Source organism: Salmonella sp. NW884 (assembly GCF_051700745.1).
Taxonomy (GTDB): Bacteria; Pseudomonadota; Gammaproteobacteria; order Enterobacterales; family Enterobacteriaceae; genus Salmonella; species Salmonella enterica.
The window spans coordinates 405,265-418,485 of sequence record NZ_JAMMDE010000001.1; the positions used below are offsets into that span (position 1 = coordinate 405,265).

General features: G+C 51.8%; 9 protein-coding genes and 1 other RNA gene. 6 read left to right on the forward strand and 4 right to left on the reverse strand.

Annotation, left to right across the window (positions count from 1 at the left end):
• Nucleotides 1-352 precede the first annotated feature (352 nt).
• Nucleotides 353-1,699 (forward strand): L-cystine transporter, encoded by a 1,347-nt coding sequence (locus tag NA197_RS02045; protein ID WP_039590641.1) that lies wholly within the window; start codon nt 353-355, stop codon nt 1,697-1,699.
• A 287-nt stretch (nt 1,700-1,986) separates the two neighbouring features.
• On the opposite strand, the gene NA197_RS02050 is transcribed toward NA197_RS02045, so the two are convergent.
• The 3 genes from NA197_RS02050 to ydiJ form a co-directional block, all read right to left on the reverse strand.
• Complete coding sequence (locus NA197_RS02050; RefSeq protein ID WP_001537749.1) at nt 1,987-2,175, reverse strand: YdiH family protein; 189 nt, start codon at nt 2,173-2,175, stop codon at nt 1,987-1,989.
• Nucleotides 2,176-2,273: 98 nt separating this feature from the next.
• A complete protein-coding gene (gene menI, locus NA197_RS02055) occupies nt 2,274-2,684 on the reverse strand; it encodes a 1,4-dihydroxy-2-naphthoyl-CoA hydrolase (protein WP_000637926.1) in 411 nt (136 codons plus the stop codon).
• Complete coding sequence (gene ydiJ, locus NA197_RS02060) at nt 2,681-5,737, reverse strand: D-2-hydroxyglutarate dehydrogenase YdiJ (RefSeq protein WP_064043042.1); 3,057 nt, start codon at nt 5,735-5,737, stop codon at nt 2,681-2,683. Before ydiJ ends, menI begins: the two co-directional genes overlap by 4 nt.
• A gap of 264 nt (nt 5,738-6,001) precedes the next feature.
• On the opposite strand from ydiJ, the gene ydiK reads away from it, so the two are divergent.
• The 3 genes from ydiK to aroD all read left to right on the forward strand — a co-directional run bounded on the left by ydiK (nt 6,002) and on the right by aroD (nt 8,231).
• On the forward strand, nt 6,002-7,120 hold the full coding sequence (gene ydiK, locus NA197_RS02065) for an AI-2E family transporter YdiK (RefSeq protein WP_000248615.1): 1,119 nt from the start codon (nt 6,002-6,004) through the stop codon (nt 7,118-7,120).
• Nucleotides 7,121-7,302: 182 nt separating this feature from the next.
• Nucleotides 7,303-7,410: antisense sRNA RprA (gene rprA / locus NA197_RS02070), an RNA gene on the forward strand.
• A gap of 62 nt (nt 7,411-7,472) precedes the next feature.
• Nucleotides 7,473-8,231: a type I 3-dehydroquinate dehydratase gene (aroD, locus tag NA197_RS02075; protein ID WP_000860215.1), complete on the forward strand. Its 759-nt coding sequence runs from the start codon at nt 7,473-7,475 to the stop codon at nt 8,229-8,231.
• Nucleotides 8,232-8,330: 99 nt separating this feature from the next.
• Here the strand turns inward: aroD and ppsA are convergent, their stop codons facing one another.
• Nucleotides 8,331-10,709 carry a phosphoenolpyruvate synthase gene (gene ppsA, locus NA197_RS02080; protein WP_000069333.1) on the reverse strand — a complete coding sequence of 793 codons (2,379 nt, stop codon included), beginning with the start codon at nt 10,707-10,709 and terminating at the stop codon, nt 8,331-8,333.
• 336 nt (nt 10,710-11,045) lie between these two features.
• Between ppsA and ppsR the strand changes: the two genes are divergently transcribed.
• Nucleotides 11,046-11,879: a posphoenolpyruvate synthetase regulatory kinase/phosphorylase PpsR gene (ppsR, locus tag NA197_RS02085; RefSeq protein WP_000370992.1), complete on the forward strand. Its 834-nt coding sequence runs from the start codon at nt 11,046-11,048 to the stop codon at nt 11,877-11,879.
• 155 nt (nt 11,880-12,034) lie between these two features.
• On the forward strand, nt 12,035-13,081 hold the full coding sequence (gene aroH / locus NA197_RS02090; protein ID WP_001082194.1) for a 3-deoxy-7-phosphoheptulonate synthase AroH: 1,047 nt from the start codon (nt 12,035-12,037) through the stop codon (nt 13,079-13,081).
• The last annotated feature ends 140 nt before the right edge of the window (nt 13,082-13,221 follow it).

Sequence of the window (13,221 nt, forward strand, 5' to 3'; positions counted from 1 at the left end):
ACCGCAGGGGCTTTCCAACAAATGGTCATATTGAGCGCCTTTTATTAAGCATAGACCCTGTCCGCCAGGTCATACGACAGACAAAAAATCACTTAACATTTTGATAAGTAATGATTTATAAGATGTTAACCGTTCTGGCAGGTCAAAAACGAAAAGATGTATAGAAAATGACTATTTAATTAATAGGCTGTCGACATTGCCGGGCGGCGAGGTCAGAACCCCATTTTTTGTATGGATACCTGGCGTTGCGCTCTTTATAATCCGCTGCGGTTCTATAACTCAGTTTGAGCTATAGGTTTATGTAAACTCTTTCCGGCATTTCAGGTGCTGAATGAGGCAAGAGGCTTAAAATATGGTTGTTACGCTCGCGTATATCGCACTTTTTTTGGTTTTCTCGTGGGTCATCTTGAGAATTAATCAAAAAAGCGATTCCCTGTCGAAAAGCGTTTTTATCGCTATCTTTTTAGGGGCTGTTATTGGTTTATCCCTGCATTTTATTTCAGCAAATCACACTAAAACTATTATCGAATGGTACAGCATCGTCGGCAATGGTTACGTCCACCTGCTAAAACTGGTCGCTATACCGCTAATTTTTATTTCTATTCTTTCCGCCATCAATAAACTGGAAAATAGCGCCGGCATCGGAAAAATGTCGCTGACGATCGTCGGATGCATGTTATGCCTGGTGATGGTTGCCGGTTTTATCGGATTACTGACCGCTCATGTGCTGAGGCTTGACGCCAGCGCTTTTGTGCACATGCCGTCAATGTTAACTACAGAAGAAGTCAATAAGACTGCCGCGGTGTCGATTCCCCAGTTAGTGACATCGCTGATTCCGACTAATATTTTTCTTGATCTTACGGGGGCCAGAAGTGTTTCCGTTATCGGCATCGTTATCTTCACGCTAATAGCGGGGATCGCCCTGTTAAAGGTCAAAAAAGAGGCACCGGAAGAAGGTCAGAAATTAAGCGCAGGCATTAACGCTATTCAGATCTGGGTCATGAAGATGGTACGTATCGTTATTGCATTAACGCCCTATGGCGTCATGGCATTAATGACTACCGTATTTTCATCATACCGCCTTGAACAATTCGCCAGCTTACTTGGTTTTATCGGCGCCTGTTATATCGCGATTTTCATGATGTTTATCGTGCATGCCATCTTGCTGATCCTCAGCGGTAATAATCCAGCGCGTTATTTCAGAATGGTCTGGCCCGTCTTAACCTTTGCGTTTGTTTCCCGCAGCAGCGCAGCCTCTATCCCGCTGGCCATTTCCGCCCAGGAAAAATTTGGCGTACAAAGCACCATTGCCAATATTTCCGCCTCGTTTGGCTCCAGTATGGGGCAAAATGGCTGCGCCGGGATTTATCCGGCTATTATGGTAGCGATGATTGCGCCCACCATCGGCATTGATCCGCTCTCGCTGCATTTTCTGGCCGCGATGTTGCCTGCCATTGCGCTAGGGTCTATTGGCGTAGCCGGCGTCGGCGGCGGTGGTACGTTCGCGGCGCTGATTGTCCTGTCGACGTTGAATTTTCCCGTTGCGCTGGTCGGTATTTTTATTGCCATCGAACCTATCGTTGATATGGCCCGCACGGCACTGAACGTTAACGGATCGATGATGTCAGGTGTGCTGGCTAACCGTATTTTGAATAATCATACGGCTGACGACATGCCAGCGGTTATTGACAGACCTTAGTTTTTTACGCGCCCGGAAAAGAAAAACCCTTAAGTCTGTTCAATACAGGCTTAAGGGTTCCGGCCCCATCCGGCGCTTATCTCCGGCACTCTTAATGGCTTAGCTCTTGAAGGGGCATAAGAATAATCTCATAAAGAACGCGCGCCTTTTTAGCACAAATGGCGATCTGTATTTTTTTTAAACAAAATCAAGGGGGTTATCTATTACCTGGGGACAGTGTCTGGTGAGATTGCCTGGTAACATAGCCGGATGGCGGCTAACGCCTTATCCGGCCTACACAGACTTTATTAATGCACGCCCAACCGCCAAGCGAAATAGATCTCTTCTTTCAGTTCGGTTGCAGAGAGGGTGAGGAGATCGGCAAACTCTAACTCCAGCTGTTTTAAACGCTTCAAATACTGCGCGGGAGAAAGTTCGGTTTTATCACGGCGTAAAAATTCAATCGCCAGTTGGGTTGGGTCTAAATCAGTAGACATATCATCCTCGCTTATGTGTAAACGTGCACAGTATATCACCTTTTTCTGCGCACATTTTGACCAAAAGCAATATGCATCACACTTTTATGGTGACAACGTCACACAATCGCCGTAGTAAGGCGCGAAGAACAGCACAGACGTCCCTGTTCATCAAAGATCTCTATCTGCCAGACCTGATGGCGAGCCCCGGTATGCAACGCTTTACAGACGCCTCGTACGCGCCCCTGACGCGCCGACCGTACATGGTTGGCATTCACCTCCAGCCCCACCACCTTTTGCTCCCCCTGCGTACACAGATAACCTGCGACCGAGCCGATACTTTCCGCCAGCACCACAGACGCTCCGCCATGCAGCAAGCCGAACGGCTGTTTGGTGCGATGATCGACGGGCATTGTCGCTTCCAGCGTATCGTCCCCAATATGCTCAAAGCGGATATCAAGCAGGCCAACCATATTTCCTTCCCCCATCGCATTAAGCGCATCAAGGGTCACTTCACGTTTCCAGATCAACCTATAATCTCCAGTAATGCCTGCAACGGGTGACGCACGCCCGTACCTTCAATGCGTTTAACCTGGCTTCGGCAGGAATAGCCGGTTGCCAGGCAGCGGTTTCGCGGTAGACGTTGCATCGCCTGATGCCAGGATAGCTCATAAATTCCCAGCGAATTTTTATGATTGGTGAGTTCATGTCCATAAGTGCCCGCCATACCGCAGCAGCCTACGCTGACATTTTCCAGCTTCGCGCCAAAATGGGCAAAGATGGCGGCCCACTGCGCAGGCGCGCCGGGTAAAGCCGTGACTTCCGTACAATGACCAAAAAAGTACCACGGTTCGCCGCTCACCTCGACGGACAGTCTTGCATTTATTTCCTGCGCCAGCCATTCATTCACCAGCAACACATGAAAATCGCCGCGCTGTTCGCCCAGCGCCAGTTTATATTCGTCGCGATAACACAGGACCAGCGCCGGATCGACGCCCACCATTGGCATCCCCAACGCGGCGATCCGATTAAGGAACTCAGAGGTTTTTTTCGCCGTTTTCGCAAAGCGATTAAGAAAACCTTTAATATGCTGCGCCTTACCATTCGGCGAGAACGGTAACAATACCGGCCTCCTGCCCAGTTTTTCCGCCAGGCGGATAAAGTCCGCTACGACCCGAGCGTCGTAGTAGCTGGTAAACGGATCCTGAACTACCAGTACCGTTTTCGCTTTTTGCTCGGCGCTCATGCGCTCCAGTTGCTCAAGCGTCATATTAGCGGACGGATGGCCCACCAGTTGCTGTTGCAATGAAGGGGCAGAAAGCAGAGGTAAATCCACCATACCGATATGTTTTTTCGCCAGATTACGAACTACCGGTTGGTTAATAAAAAAGTTAAAGGTCTTTGGCGCACGCGCCATCAGCGGCGCGTAGGTCTCAACAGTCGCCACAAGATGATCGCGTACCGGACGCAGATAACGCGTATGGTAAAGCTGTAAGAAACGCGAACGAAACTCCGGAACATCGATTTTAATCGGACACTGGGTCGTACAGGCTTTACACGCCAGACAGCCGGACATGGCCTCTTTAACTTCATGGGAAAAGTCATACTCGCCTTTGCGTTTGTGCCAACTATTCCGGGTGCGGGCAATCAGCGTGCGTAAGCTGGCGCGTTTTTCTGGCAACTCCTTTTCCAGCTTCAACGGATCGACGCCGCGATCGGCCAATAGACGGAGCCATTCCCGCACCAGTGTCGCCCGCCCTTTCGGCGAGTGGATCCGGTTAAGGCTAATTTTCATCGACGGGCACATCGGGCTTTTCGCATCGAAATTAAAGCACAGGCCGTTACCATTACACTCCATAGCGCCGCGCCAGGTCTGCCGTACCGCCAGCGGAATTTGCCGATCCCAGGTGCCGCGTTTTACCGCATCCACCTTCATCATCGGCGCCTCTATCCCCTGCGGCGGACAGATTTTACCCGGGTTAAGTCGATTATGCGGATCAAAAGCCGCTTTTATTTTGCGCAGCTCGCCATACAGAACTTCTCCGAAAAAGGCCGGGCTGTATTCCGCACGGAAACCTTTTCCATGTTCGCCCCACAACAGCCCGCCGTATCTGGCGGTCAGCGCGACGACCTCATCGGAGATCTGTTTCATCAACAGTTCCTGCTGCGGATCGCACATATCCAGCGCCGGGCGCACATGCAGCACCCCGGCATCCACGTGGCCGAACATGCCGTAACTTAAGCCATGACCATCCAGCAGAGCGCGAAATTCGGCGATGTAATCGGCCAGATGTTCAGGCGGCACACAGGTATCTTCTGCAAAAGGAATCGGTTTGGCAGCGCCTTTCGCATTACCCAGCAGCCCTACCGCTTTTTTACGCATCGCGTAAATACGCTCAATACCCGTCAAATCGGTACAAAGTTGCCAGCCGATCACGCCCGCTTCCGCACGCGCCATCAGGCCATCCAGCCGGTGGCACAGCGCCTCGACCTGTCCGTCAATAAGCGCTTCATCGTCACCCGCGAATTCCACGATATTCAGGCCAAGCATCTCTTTATCCGGCACATCGGTAATCAATTCGCTAACGGAGTGCCAGACAATATCTTCCCGCGCAAGGTTAAGGACTTTGGAATCGACCGTCTCGACAGATAAGGCGCGCGCGTCAACCATAAAAGGGGCGTTACGCAGCGCGGAATCAAAGGAGTCGTATTTTACATTCACCAGACGGCGGACTTTGGGTATCGGGGTAATATCCAGCCGGGCTTCAGTAATAAACGCCAGCGTCCCTTCCGACCCCGTTAAGATGCGAGTGAGATCGAAGCGGGTCATGTCATCGTTAAAGACGTGGCGTAAATCGTAGCCTGTCAGGAAACGATTGAGCTTTGGAAAGCTATCGAGGATAAGTTGACGGTTTTCCAGGCAGGACTGATAGACGGTCTGATAGATGCGGCCTGGCATCGTCGTGTTTTCACCCAGCGTCCGGGCAAGCTCTACGGGCATCGATTGCGTGTCAAGGATATCGCCCCCCAACAATACGGCCCGTATGCCTAAGACGTGATCTGACGTTTTCCCATAGACCAGCGAACCCTGACCAGAGGCATCGGTATTAATCATACCGCCAAGCGTGGCGCGATTACTGGTGGAAAGTTCCGGCGCAAAAAAATAGCCATACGGCTTTAACGCCTGATTAAGCTGATCTTTTATCACCCCCGCCTCTACCCGCACCCATCCCTCTTCAGGATTAATTTCAATAATGCGGTTCATATAGCGGGACATATCAACAATAATGCCCTGGTTTAGCGCCTGGCCATTCGTGCCAGTACCGCCGCCTCGCGGGGTAAATATCAGCGACATAAAGCGCGGCTCCGCCGCCAGACGGGCAAGAAGCGCGACATCCGCCGTAGAACGGGGAAACACAACAGCATCGGGAAGAAGCTGATAGATACTGTTATCGGTCGACATTGTCAGACGGTCGGCATAGCTGGTTGCCGTATCGCCCGTAAACCCTTGCTGCTCCAGCGCCTGCAAAAAATTGAGCACCAGCTGAACGACGCCGGGTGCCTGAGAAATTTGTGGAATCATTATATTGACCTTTTCCTGCGGTCTATGTTGTGAACGGTGGCGCCCAACCCGGCGAGCGCGAGCGGTCTACGCACAGGAAGGGATGCTTAATCGTTTGCGTGTTGCGTTATTTGTTGTATCACATTTTTTTCCTGTGCGCCCAACAGAATTACATGCAGAATCGGCCTGTTAAAAACCGCTGAAATTGCTCATCATTATAGGGTGTGGTTTGCATGTTCACGTCGCGCCAACGTTCTGGCGCAAAGACAAAGGTGAAAAGTATTTATGGTAAATGTTCGTCAGCCCAGGGATATTGCGCAAGTGCTGCTATCGGTGCTGTTTTTAGCCATCATGATTGTGGCCTGTTTGTGGATAGTACAGCCTTTTATTTTGGGGTTTGCATGGGCAGGTACGATTGTTATCGCGACCTGGCCCGTTTTGCTGAAATTACAAAAAATATTGTGGGGCCGCCGCTCGCTTGCCGTACTGGTCATGACGCTGCTGTTAGTGCTGCTCTTCGTTATTCCCGTCGCCTTGCTGGTGAACAGCATTGTCGATGGTAGCGGCCCGCTCATCCATGCAGTGACCGGCGGCGATATGACGCTACCCGATCTGGCATGGTTAAATAATATTCCGTTGGTTGGCGCCAAACTGTATGCCGGATGGCATAGCCTGCTGGATATGGGCGGTAGCGCTATTATGGCGAAAGTGCGGCCTTATATCGGCACAACCACGACCTGGTTTGTCGGTCAGGCGGCGCATATCGGACGCTTTATGATGCACTGCGCCCTGATGCTGTTGTTTAGCGCCCTGCTTTACTGGCGCGGCGAACAAGTGGCGATGGGTATACGCCATTTTGCCTGTCGTCTCGCGGCTAAACGCGGCGATGCGGCGGTTCTGCTGGCTGCCCAGGCGATCCGCGCCGTGGCGCTTGGCGTGGTGGTCACCGCGCTGGTACAGGCGGTACTTGGCGGCGTCGGGCTGGCGATTTCCGGCGTGCCTTACGCTACCCTGTTGACGGTAGTGATGATCCTTTCGTGTCTGGTTCAGTTGGGGCCGTTGCCGGTATTGATTCCAGCCATTATCTGGCTTTACTGGACAGGCGACACCACCTGGGGCACCGTGCTGCTGGTTTGGAGCGCCGTCGTCGGCACTCTGGATAACGTGATTCGCCCGGTACTCATCCGCATGGGCGCCGATTTACCGCTGCTTCTGATCCTTTCCGGGGTAATCGGCGGCCTGATTGCATTCGGTATGATTGGTCTGTTTATTGGACCGGTGCTTCTGGCCGTGACCTGGCGTTTGTTCTCCGCATGGGTACATGAAGTTCCGGCGCCGACGAATGAACCAGAGGAGATCCTTGAAGAGCTGGATGATATCGAGGAAGCCAACAAGCAGTCATAATCCCGTCGGGCGGCATTGCCGCCCGATGCTTTAGCGACGTTTATCAATTCAACGCACACTCCATTTTGATTCGCCCGTCTGTTCCCCGCCGCATCTCATTTCTGTCGCAAATCCGTTACAGTTTTTAAACTATTGAGACGAATCTGATCGACGCAAAAAGTGCTCATGCCTACTATTAGCACACGGTTATAAATCAACACATTGATTTATAAGCATGGAAATCCCCTGAGTGAAACAACGAATTGCTGTGTGTAGTCTTTGCCCGTCTCCTACGATGGGCTTTTTTTTTTACTTCAAGCGGCCAGCCTCACCGTTCATAATGGCGAGAAGAAAAAAAACTGACAGGACACTCATGAAAACCGTCACCGTAAAAAATCTTATCATTGGCGAAGGGATGCCCAAAATTATCGTGTCGTTGATGGGAAGAGACATCAATAGCGTGAAAGCGGAGGCGCTGGCCTACCGCGAAGCTACATTCGATATTCTGGAGTGGCGCGTGGATCACTTTATGGATATCGCATCGACTCAATCCGTTCTTACCGCTGCGCGTGTTATCCGCGATGCGATGCCTGACATTCCGTTACTGTTTACTTTCCGCAGCGCCAAAGAAGGCGGCGAGCAGACAATAACCACTCAGCATTATCTCACGCTTAATCGTGCCGCAATCGACAGCGGCCTGGTCGATATGATCGATCTTGAGCTATTTACCGGTGATGCTGACGTTAAAGCCACTGTCGATTATGCCCATGCGCATAATGTTTATGTCGTGATGTCTAACCACGATTTTCACCAGACGCCGTCCGCAGAGGAAATGGTTCTGCGGCTACGTAAAATGCAAGCGCTCGGCGCGGATATACCCAAGATTGCCGTTATGCCGCAAAGCAAACATGATGTATTAACGTTACTCACTGCCACGCTGGAGATGCAGCAACATTACGCCGACCGTCCGGTAATTACTATGTCAATGGCGAAAGAGGGTGTCATTTCACGTCTGGCAGGGGAAGTGTTTGGCTCTGCCGCCACGTTTGGCGCGGTGAAGCAGGCTTCAGCGCCGGGGCAAATCGCCGTAAATGATCTACGCAGTGTATTAATGATTCTGCACAACGCCTGACCCGGCATTATGCAGGCGTCGGGCAACTTACGCCCTATCCGGCCTACACAACATGTTTCTTGTGCAGGCCGGATAAGCATAGCGTTATCTGGTCGCGGTTTACTTCTTCAGTTCCGCCAGACTCAGCCAGGTCTGTACCACGGTGTCCGGGTTCAGCGACAGGCTGTCGATCCCCTCTTCCATCAGCCAGGCGGCAAAGTCTTCATGGTCGGACGGACCCTGACCGCAAATTCCAACATATTTGCCCTGTTTTTTCGCCGCGCGGATCGCCATCGACAGCAGCGCTTTCACCGCGTCGTTACGCTCGTCAAACAGTTCAGACACCACGCCGGAATCGCGATCCAGCCCCAGCGCCAGCTGCGTCATGTCGTTAGAACCAATCGAGAAGCCATCAAAATACTCGAGGAACTGTTCAGCCAGCAAGGCATTGGACGGGATCTCGCACATCATGATGATCTTCAGCCCGTTCTCGCCGCGTTTAAGTCCCTGGCGCGCCAGCTCTTCGATGACCGCTTTCGCCTGGTCGACCGTCCGCACGAACGGGATCATGATTTCGACGTTGGTAAGGCCCATATCGTTGCGCACGCGTTTCACCGCTTCGCATTCCAGCGCAAAACAATCGCGGAAACTTTCTGCGACGTAACGACCCGCGCCGCGGAAGCCCAGCATCGGGTTTTCTTCATGCGGCTCATAACGTTCGCCGCCGACCAGGTTGGCGTATTCGTTGGACTTAAAGTCAGACAGGCGAACGATGACGCGTTTCGGGTAGAAGGCGGCGCCTAACGTCGCGATCCCTTCCGTCAGTCGACCAACGTAAAATTCACGCGGCGAGTCAAACCCTTTCATCATCTCACGAATGTCGTTTTGCAGCGCGGCATCCTGGTCGTCAAACTCCAGCAGCGCGCGTGGGTGAACGCCAATCATACGGTTAATGATGAATTCCAGTCGCGCCAGACCTACGCCTTCATTCGGCAGGCAGGCAAAGTCAAATGCCCTGTCCGGGTTGCCGACATTCATCATGACCTTCAGCGGTAGCTCTGGCATGGTGTCTACGCTGGAGCTTTTTACGCTGAAATCCAGCATGTCGGCATAAACATAACCGGTATCACCTTCTGCGCAGGAGACGGTTACTTTTTCGCCATCTTTCATGCGTTCGGTGGCGTCGCCGCAGCCGACTACCGCCGGAATGCCCAATTCGCGGGCGATAATCGCCGCGTGACAGGTGCGCCCGCCACGGTTAGTGACAATCGCCGCCGCTTTTTTCATGATCGGTTCCCAGTCCGGGTCGGTCATATCGGTGACAAGCACATCGCCAGGCTCAATACGGTTCATTTCGCCGATATCGTGAATAACTTTTACCGTACCTGCGCCGATACGATGACCAATGGCGCGACCTTCGGCAATGATTTTCCCCTGCGCATGTAGCGTATAACGCTCCATCACCTGGCCACGGGAGCGCACGGTTTCCGGACGTGCCTGCACAATAAAGAGCTTACCGGTATGACCGTCTTTCGCCCATTCAATATCCATCGGACGACCATAGTGCTGCTCAATCTGCACCGCTTGTTTCGCCAGTTCCTGCACTTCTTCGTTGGTGAGCGAGAAAATGTCGCGCTGTTCCTGCGGCACATCTTCAATCTTCACTTGCTTGCCGTGCTCCTGGGTGGCGGCGTAAACCATGCGGATTTTTTTCGACCCCATGGTGCGGCGTACGATGGCCGGACGGCCTGCCGCCAGGGTTGGCTTATGGACATAAAATTCATCCGGGTTAACCGCGCCCTGCACCACCATTTCACCCAGTCCCCATGCCGAGGTGATAAAGACCACCTGGTCAAAGCCGGATTCGGTATCGATAGAGAACATCACCCCTGACGAGGCGAGATCGGAGCGAACCATCCGCTGCACGCCAGCGGAAAGCGCTACGCCGCGATGATCATATCCCTGGTGAACGCGATAAGAGATGGCGCGATCGTTAAACAGAGAAGCAAATACGTGTTTCACTGCCACCAGCACCGCGTCGAAGCCCTGAACGTTAAGAAACGTTTCCTGTTGGCCCGCAAACGAAGCATCTGGCATATCTTCCGCCGTGGCGGAGGAACGCACGGCAAAAGAGGCATTTTCATCATCCGACGAAAGCTGCGCATAGGCATCGCGGATGGCGTTTTCCAGCGCCGGCTGGAAAGGAGTGTCGATAATCCACTGGCGGATCTGCGCGCCCGCTTTCGCCAGCTGGGAGACATCATCAATATCTGTCTTATCCAGCAGCTCATAAATGCGCTGGTTTACGCCGCTTTGATCCAAAAACTGGTTAAACGCATCGGCAGTGGTTGCAAAACCATTCGGAACGGATACGCCCATGCCGGAAAGGTTAGTAATCATTTCACCCAGGGAGGCATTTTTGCCCCCAACTCTGTCTACATCATTCATGCCGAGTTGGTTATACCAAAGCACCAGCGGTGACGAGCCATTGTTGGACATCGAACAATCCTTTTGTGATAAATGAACGAGTTTAAGAAACACATAGTTGCGTATTTATCCTGGCATACTTAAACCCGCGAAAAAAACGGTGAATCGTTCAAGCAAATTTATTTTTTCATTTTTTCAGATTGTTTACGTAGTTGCGCAAACCCGCGCATAGCACGGCATTCCCTGAATAACCCCCGGTATAAACTGCGTTTCCATGAAATGAAACACACTTTTCATTAATTATAAAAAGTGCCTGTCATTTTATAAAATAAGCGACAAGTTATACGTTTCCCGTTACTTTTAATTTATGCTTTCAGATAATTATGTTTACTCTTCAGGATGAACAGAATGGATAATGTTGTTGATCGCCATGTTTTCTATATTTCTGATGGTACCGCCATCACCGCCGAGGTCCTGGGTCACGCGGTTATGTCGCAGTTTCCGGTGACGATCAGCAGCATCACGCTGCCATTCGTGGAAAACGAAAGTCGCGCCCGCGCCGTCAAAGACCAAATTGACGCCATTTATCAGCAAACCGGCGTTCGCCCGCTGGTGTTTTACTCGATTGTTTTACCTGAAATTCGCGCCATCATCTTGCAGAGCGAAGGCTTCTGCCAGGATATCGTCCAGGCGCTGGTGGCGCCGCTTCAGCAGGAGATGAAACTGGATCCGACGCCGATCGCTCATCGTACTCATGGGCTTAATCCGGGTAACCTGAACAAGTATGACGCGCGTATTGCCGCTATCGATTATACCCTGGCGCATGATGATGGCATTTCATTGCGCAACCTCGATCAGGCCCAGGTCATTTTACTTGGCGTTTCGCGCTGTGGAAAAACGCCCACCAGCCTCTATCTGGCAATGCAATTCGGTATTCGTGCGGCTAACTACCCTTTCATCGCCGATGATATGGATAATTTGACACTGCCCACATCGTTAAAACCGCTACAACATAAACTGTTCGGCCTGACAATTGACCCTGAACGCCTGGCGGCAATTCGCGAAGAACGCCGTGAAAACAGTCGCTATGCCTCGTTGCGTCAGTGCCGCATGGAAGTGGCGGAGGTTGAAGCGCTGTATCGTAAGAATCAGATCCCCTGCCTGAACAGCACCAATTATTCCGTTGAAGAGATAGCCACCAAGATTCTCGACATTATGGGGCTTAACCGCAGGATGTACTAGCAAACTAGTTTAATGGGTTGGTTTTTGTTATCATGCCGTTCTGCCTGCGAGGTGTGACACGCCTCGCACTTGAAATCAGCAGGGATTGGTTTATCGTGATGCCCATCACTTCCCGGTAGTCCTGCCGTTGAAGCAACAAATTTCTGAGACTTGTAATGAACAGAACCGACGAACTCCGTACTGCGCGTATCGACAGCCTGGTAACACCAACCGAACTCGCGCAGCGGTATCCTGTATCGTCCTCCGTCGCCAGTCACGTTACCGACTCCCGACGCCGGATAGAAAAGATTTTAAATGGTGAAGATCCACGGCTACTGGTCGTCATTGGCCCCTGTTCGATTCACGATCTGAATGCTGCCATGGAATACGCGACGCAGCTCCAGGCACAACGCCAAAAGCATCAGGCGCGTCTGGAGATCGTCATGCGCACCTATTTTGAAAAACCGCGCACCGTCGTGGGATGGAAAGGCCTGATTTCCGATCCCGACTTGAATGGAAGTTACCGCGTCAATTATGGGCTTGAACTGGCGCGTCGCTTGCTATTGCAGGTGAACGAACTGGGAGTACCGACCGCCACAGAGTTTCTTGATATGGTCACCGGCCAGTTTATTGCCGATCTGATCAGTTGGGGAGCGATTGGCGCGCGTACCACCGAAAGCCAAATCCATCGGGAAATGGCTTCTGCGCTCTCTTGTCCGGTCGGCTTTAAAAATGGTACAGATGGCAATACCCGCATTGCCGTTGATGCTATTCGCGCCTCCCGCGCCAGCCATATGTTTCTCTCGCCGGATAAAGACGGACAGATGACCATCTACCAGACGAGTGGCAACCCGTATGGGCACATCATCATGCGCGGCGGTAAAAAACCGAACTACCACGCTGAAGATATTGCCGCCGCCTGCGACACGTTGCATGAATTTGATCTGCCGGAACATCTGGTCGTCGACTTCAGCCACGGCAACTGTCAAAAACAGCATCGCCGCCAGTTGGACGTATGTGATGATATTTGCCAGCAGATTCGTAATGGCTCCACGGCAATTGCCGGGATTATGGCAGAGAGTTTTTTGCGGGAAGGCACGCAAAAAATTATCAGCGGTCAACCGTTAATCTATGGTCAATCCATTACCGATCCCTGCCTGAACTGGGAAGATACGGAAGTTCTGTTGGAAAAACTTGCCGCGGCGGTAGACAGCCGCTTTTAATAGCTCGCCCATCCTGCCGGGATGGGCGTTTCTTCGATGCGTTACCCACCCTTTTCTCTACGCGCGCGTATATCACTCCACAGAATTAGCACTTGCTGTTATCGCATTAATTATTGATAATAATAATCATTGTGAGTTTG

Coding starts and splice junctions, on each gene's coding strand:
- NA197_RS02045 (WP_039590641.1), top strand. CDS start 353: ATGGTTGTTACGCTCGCGTATATCGCACTTTTTTTGGTTTTCTCGTGG.
- NA197_RS02050 (WP_001537749.1), bottom strand. CDS start 2,175: ATGTCTACTGATTTAGACCCAACCCAACTGGCGATTGAATTTTTACGC.
- ydiJ (WP_064043042.1), bottom strand. CDS start 5,737: ATGATTCCACAAATTTCTCAGGCACCCGGCGTCGTTCAGCTGGTGCTC.
- ydiK (WP_000248615.1), top strand. CDS start 6,002: ATGGTAAATGTTCGTCAGCCCAGGGATATTGCGCAAGTGCTGCTATCG.
- aroD (WP_000860215.1), top strand. CDS start 7,473: ATGAAAACCGTCACCGTAAAAAATCTTATCATTGGCGAAGGGATGCCC.
- ppsA (WP_000069333.1), bottom strand. CDS start 10,709: ATGTCCAACAATGGCTCGTCACCGCTGGTGCTTTGGTATAACCAACTC.
- ppsR (WP_000370992.1), top strand. CDS start 11,046: ATGGATAATGTTGTTGATCGCCATGTTTTCTATATTTCTGATGGTACC.
- aroH (WP_001082194.1), top strand. CDS start 12,035: ATGAACAGAACCGACGAACTCCGTACTGCGCGTATCGACAGCCTGGTA.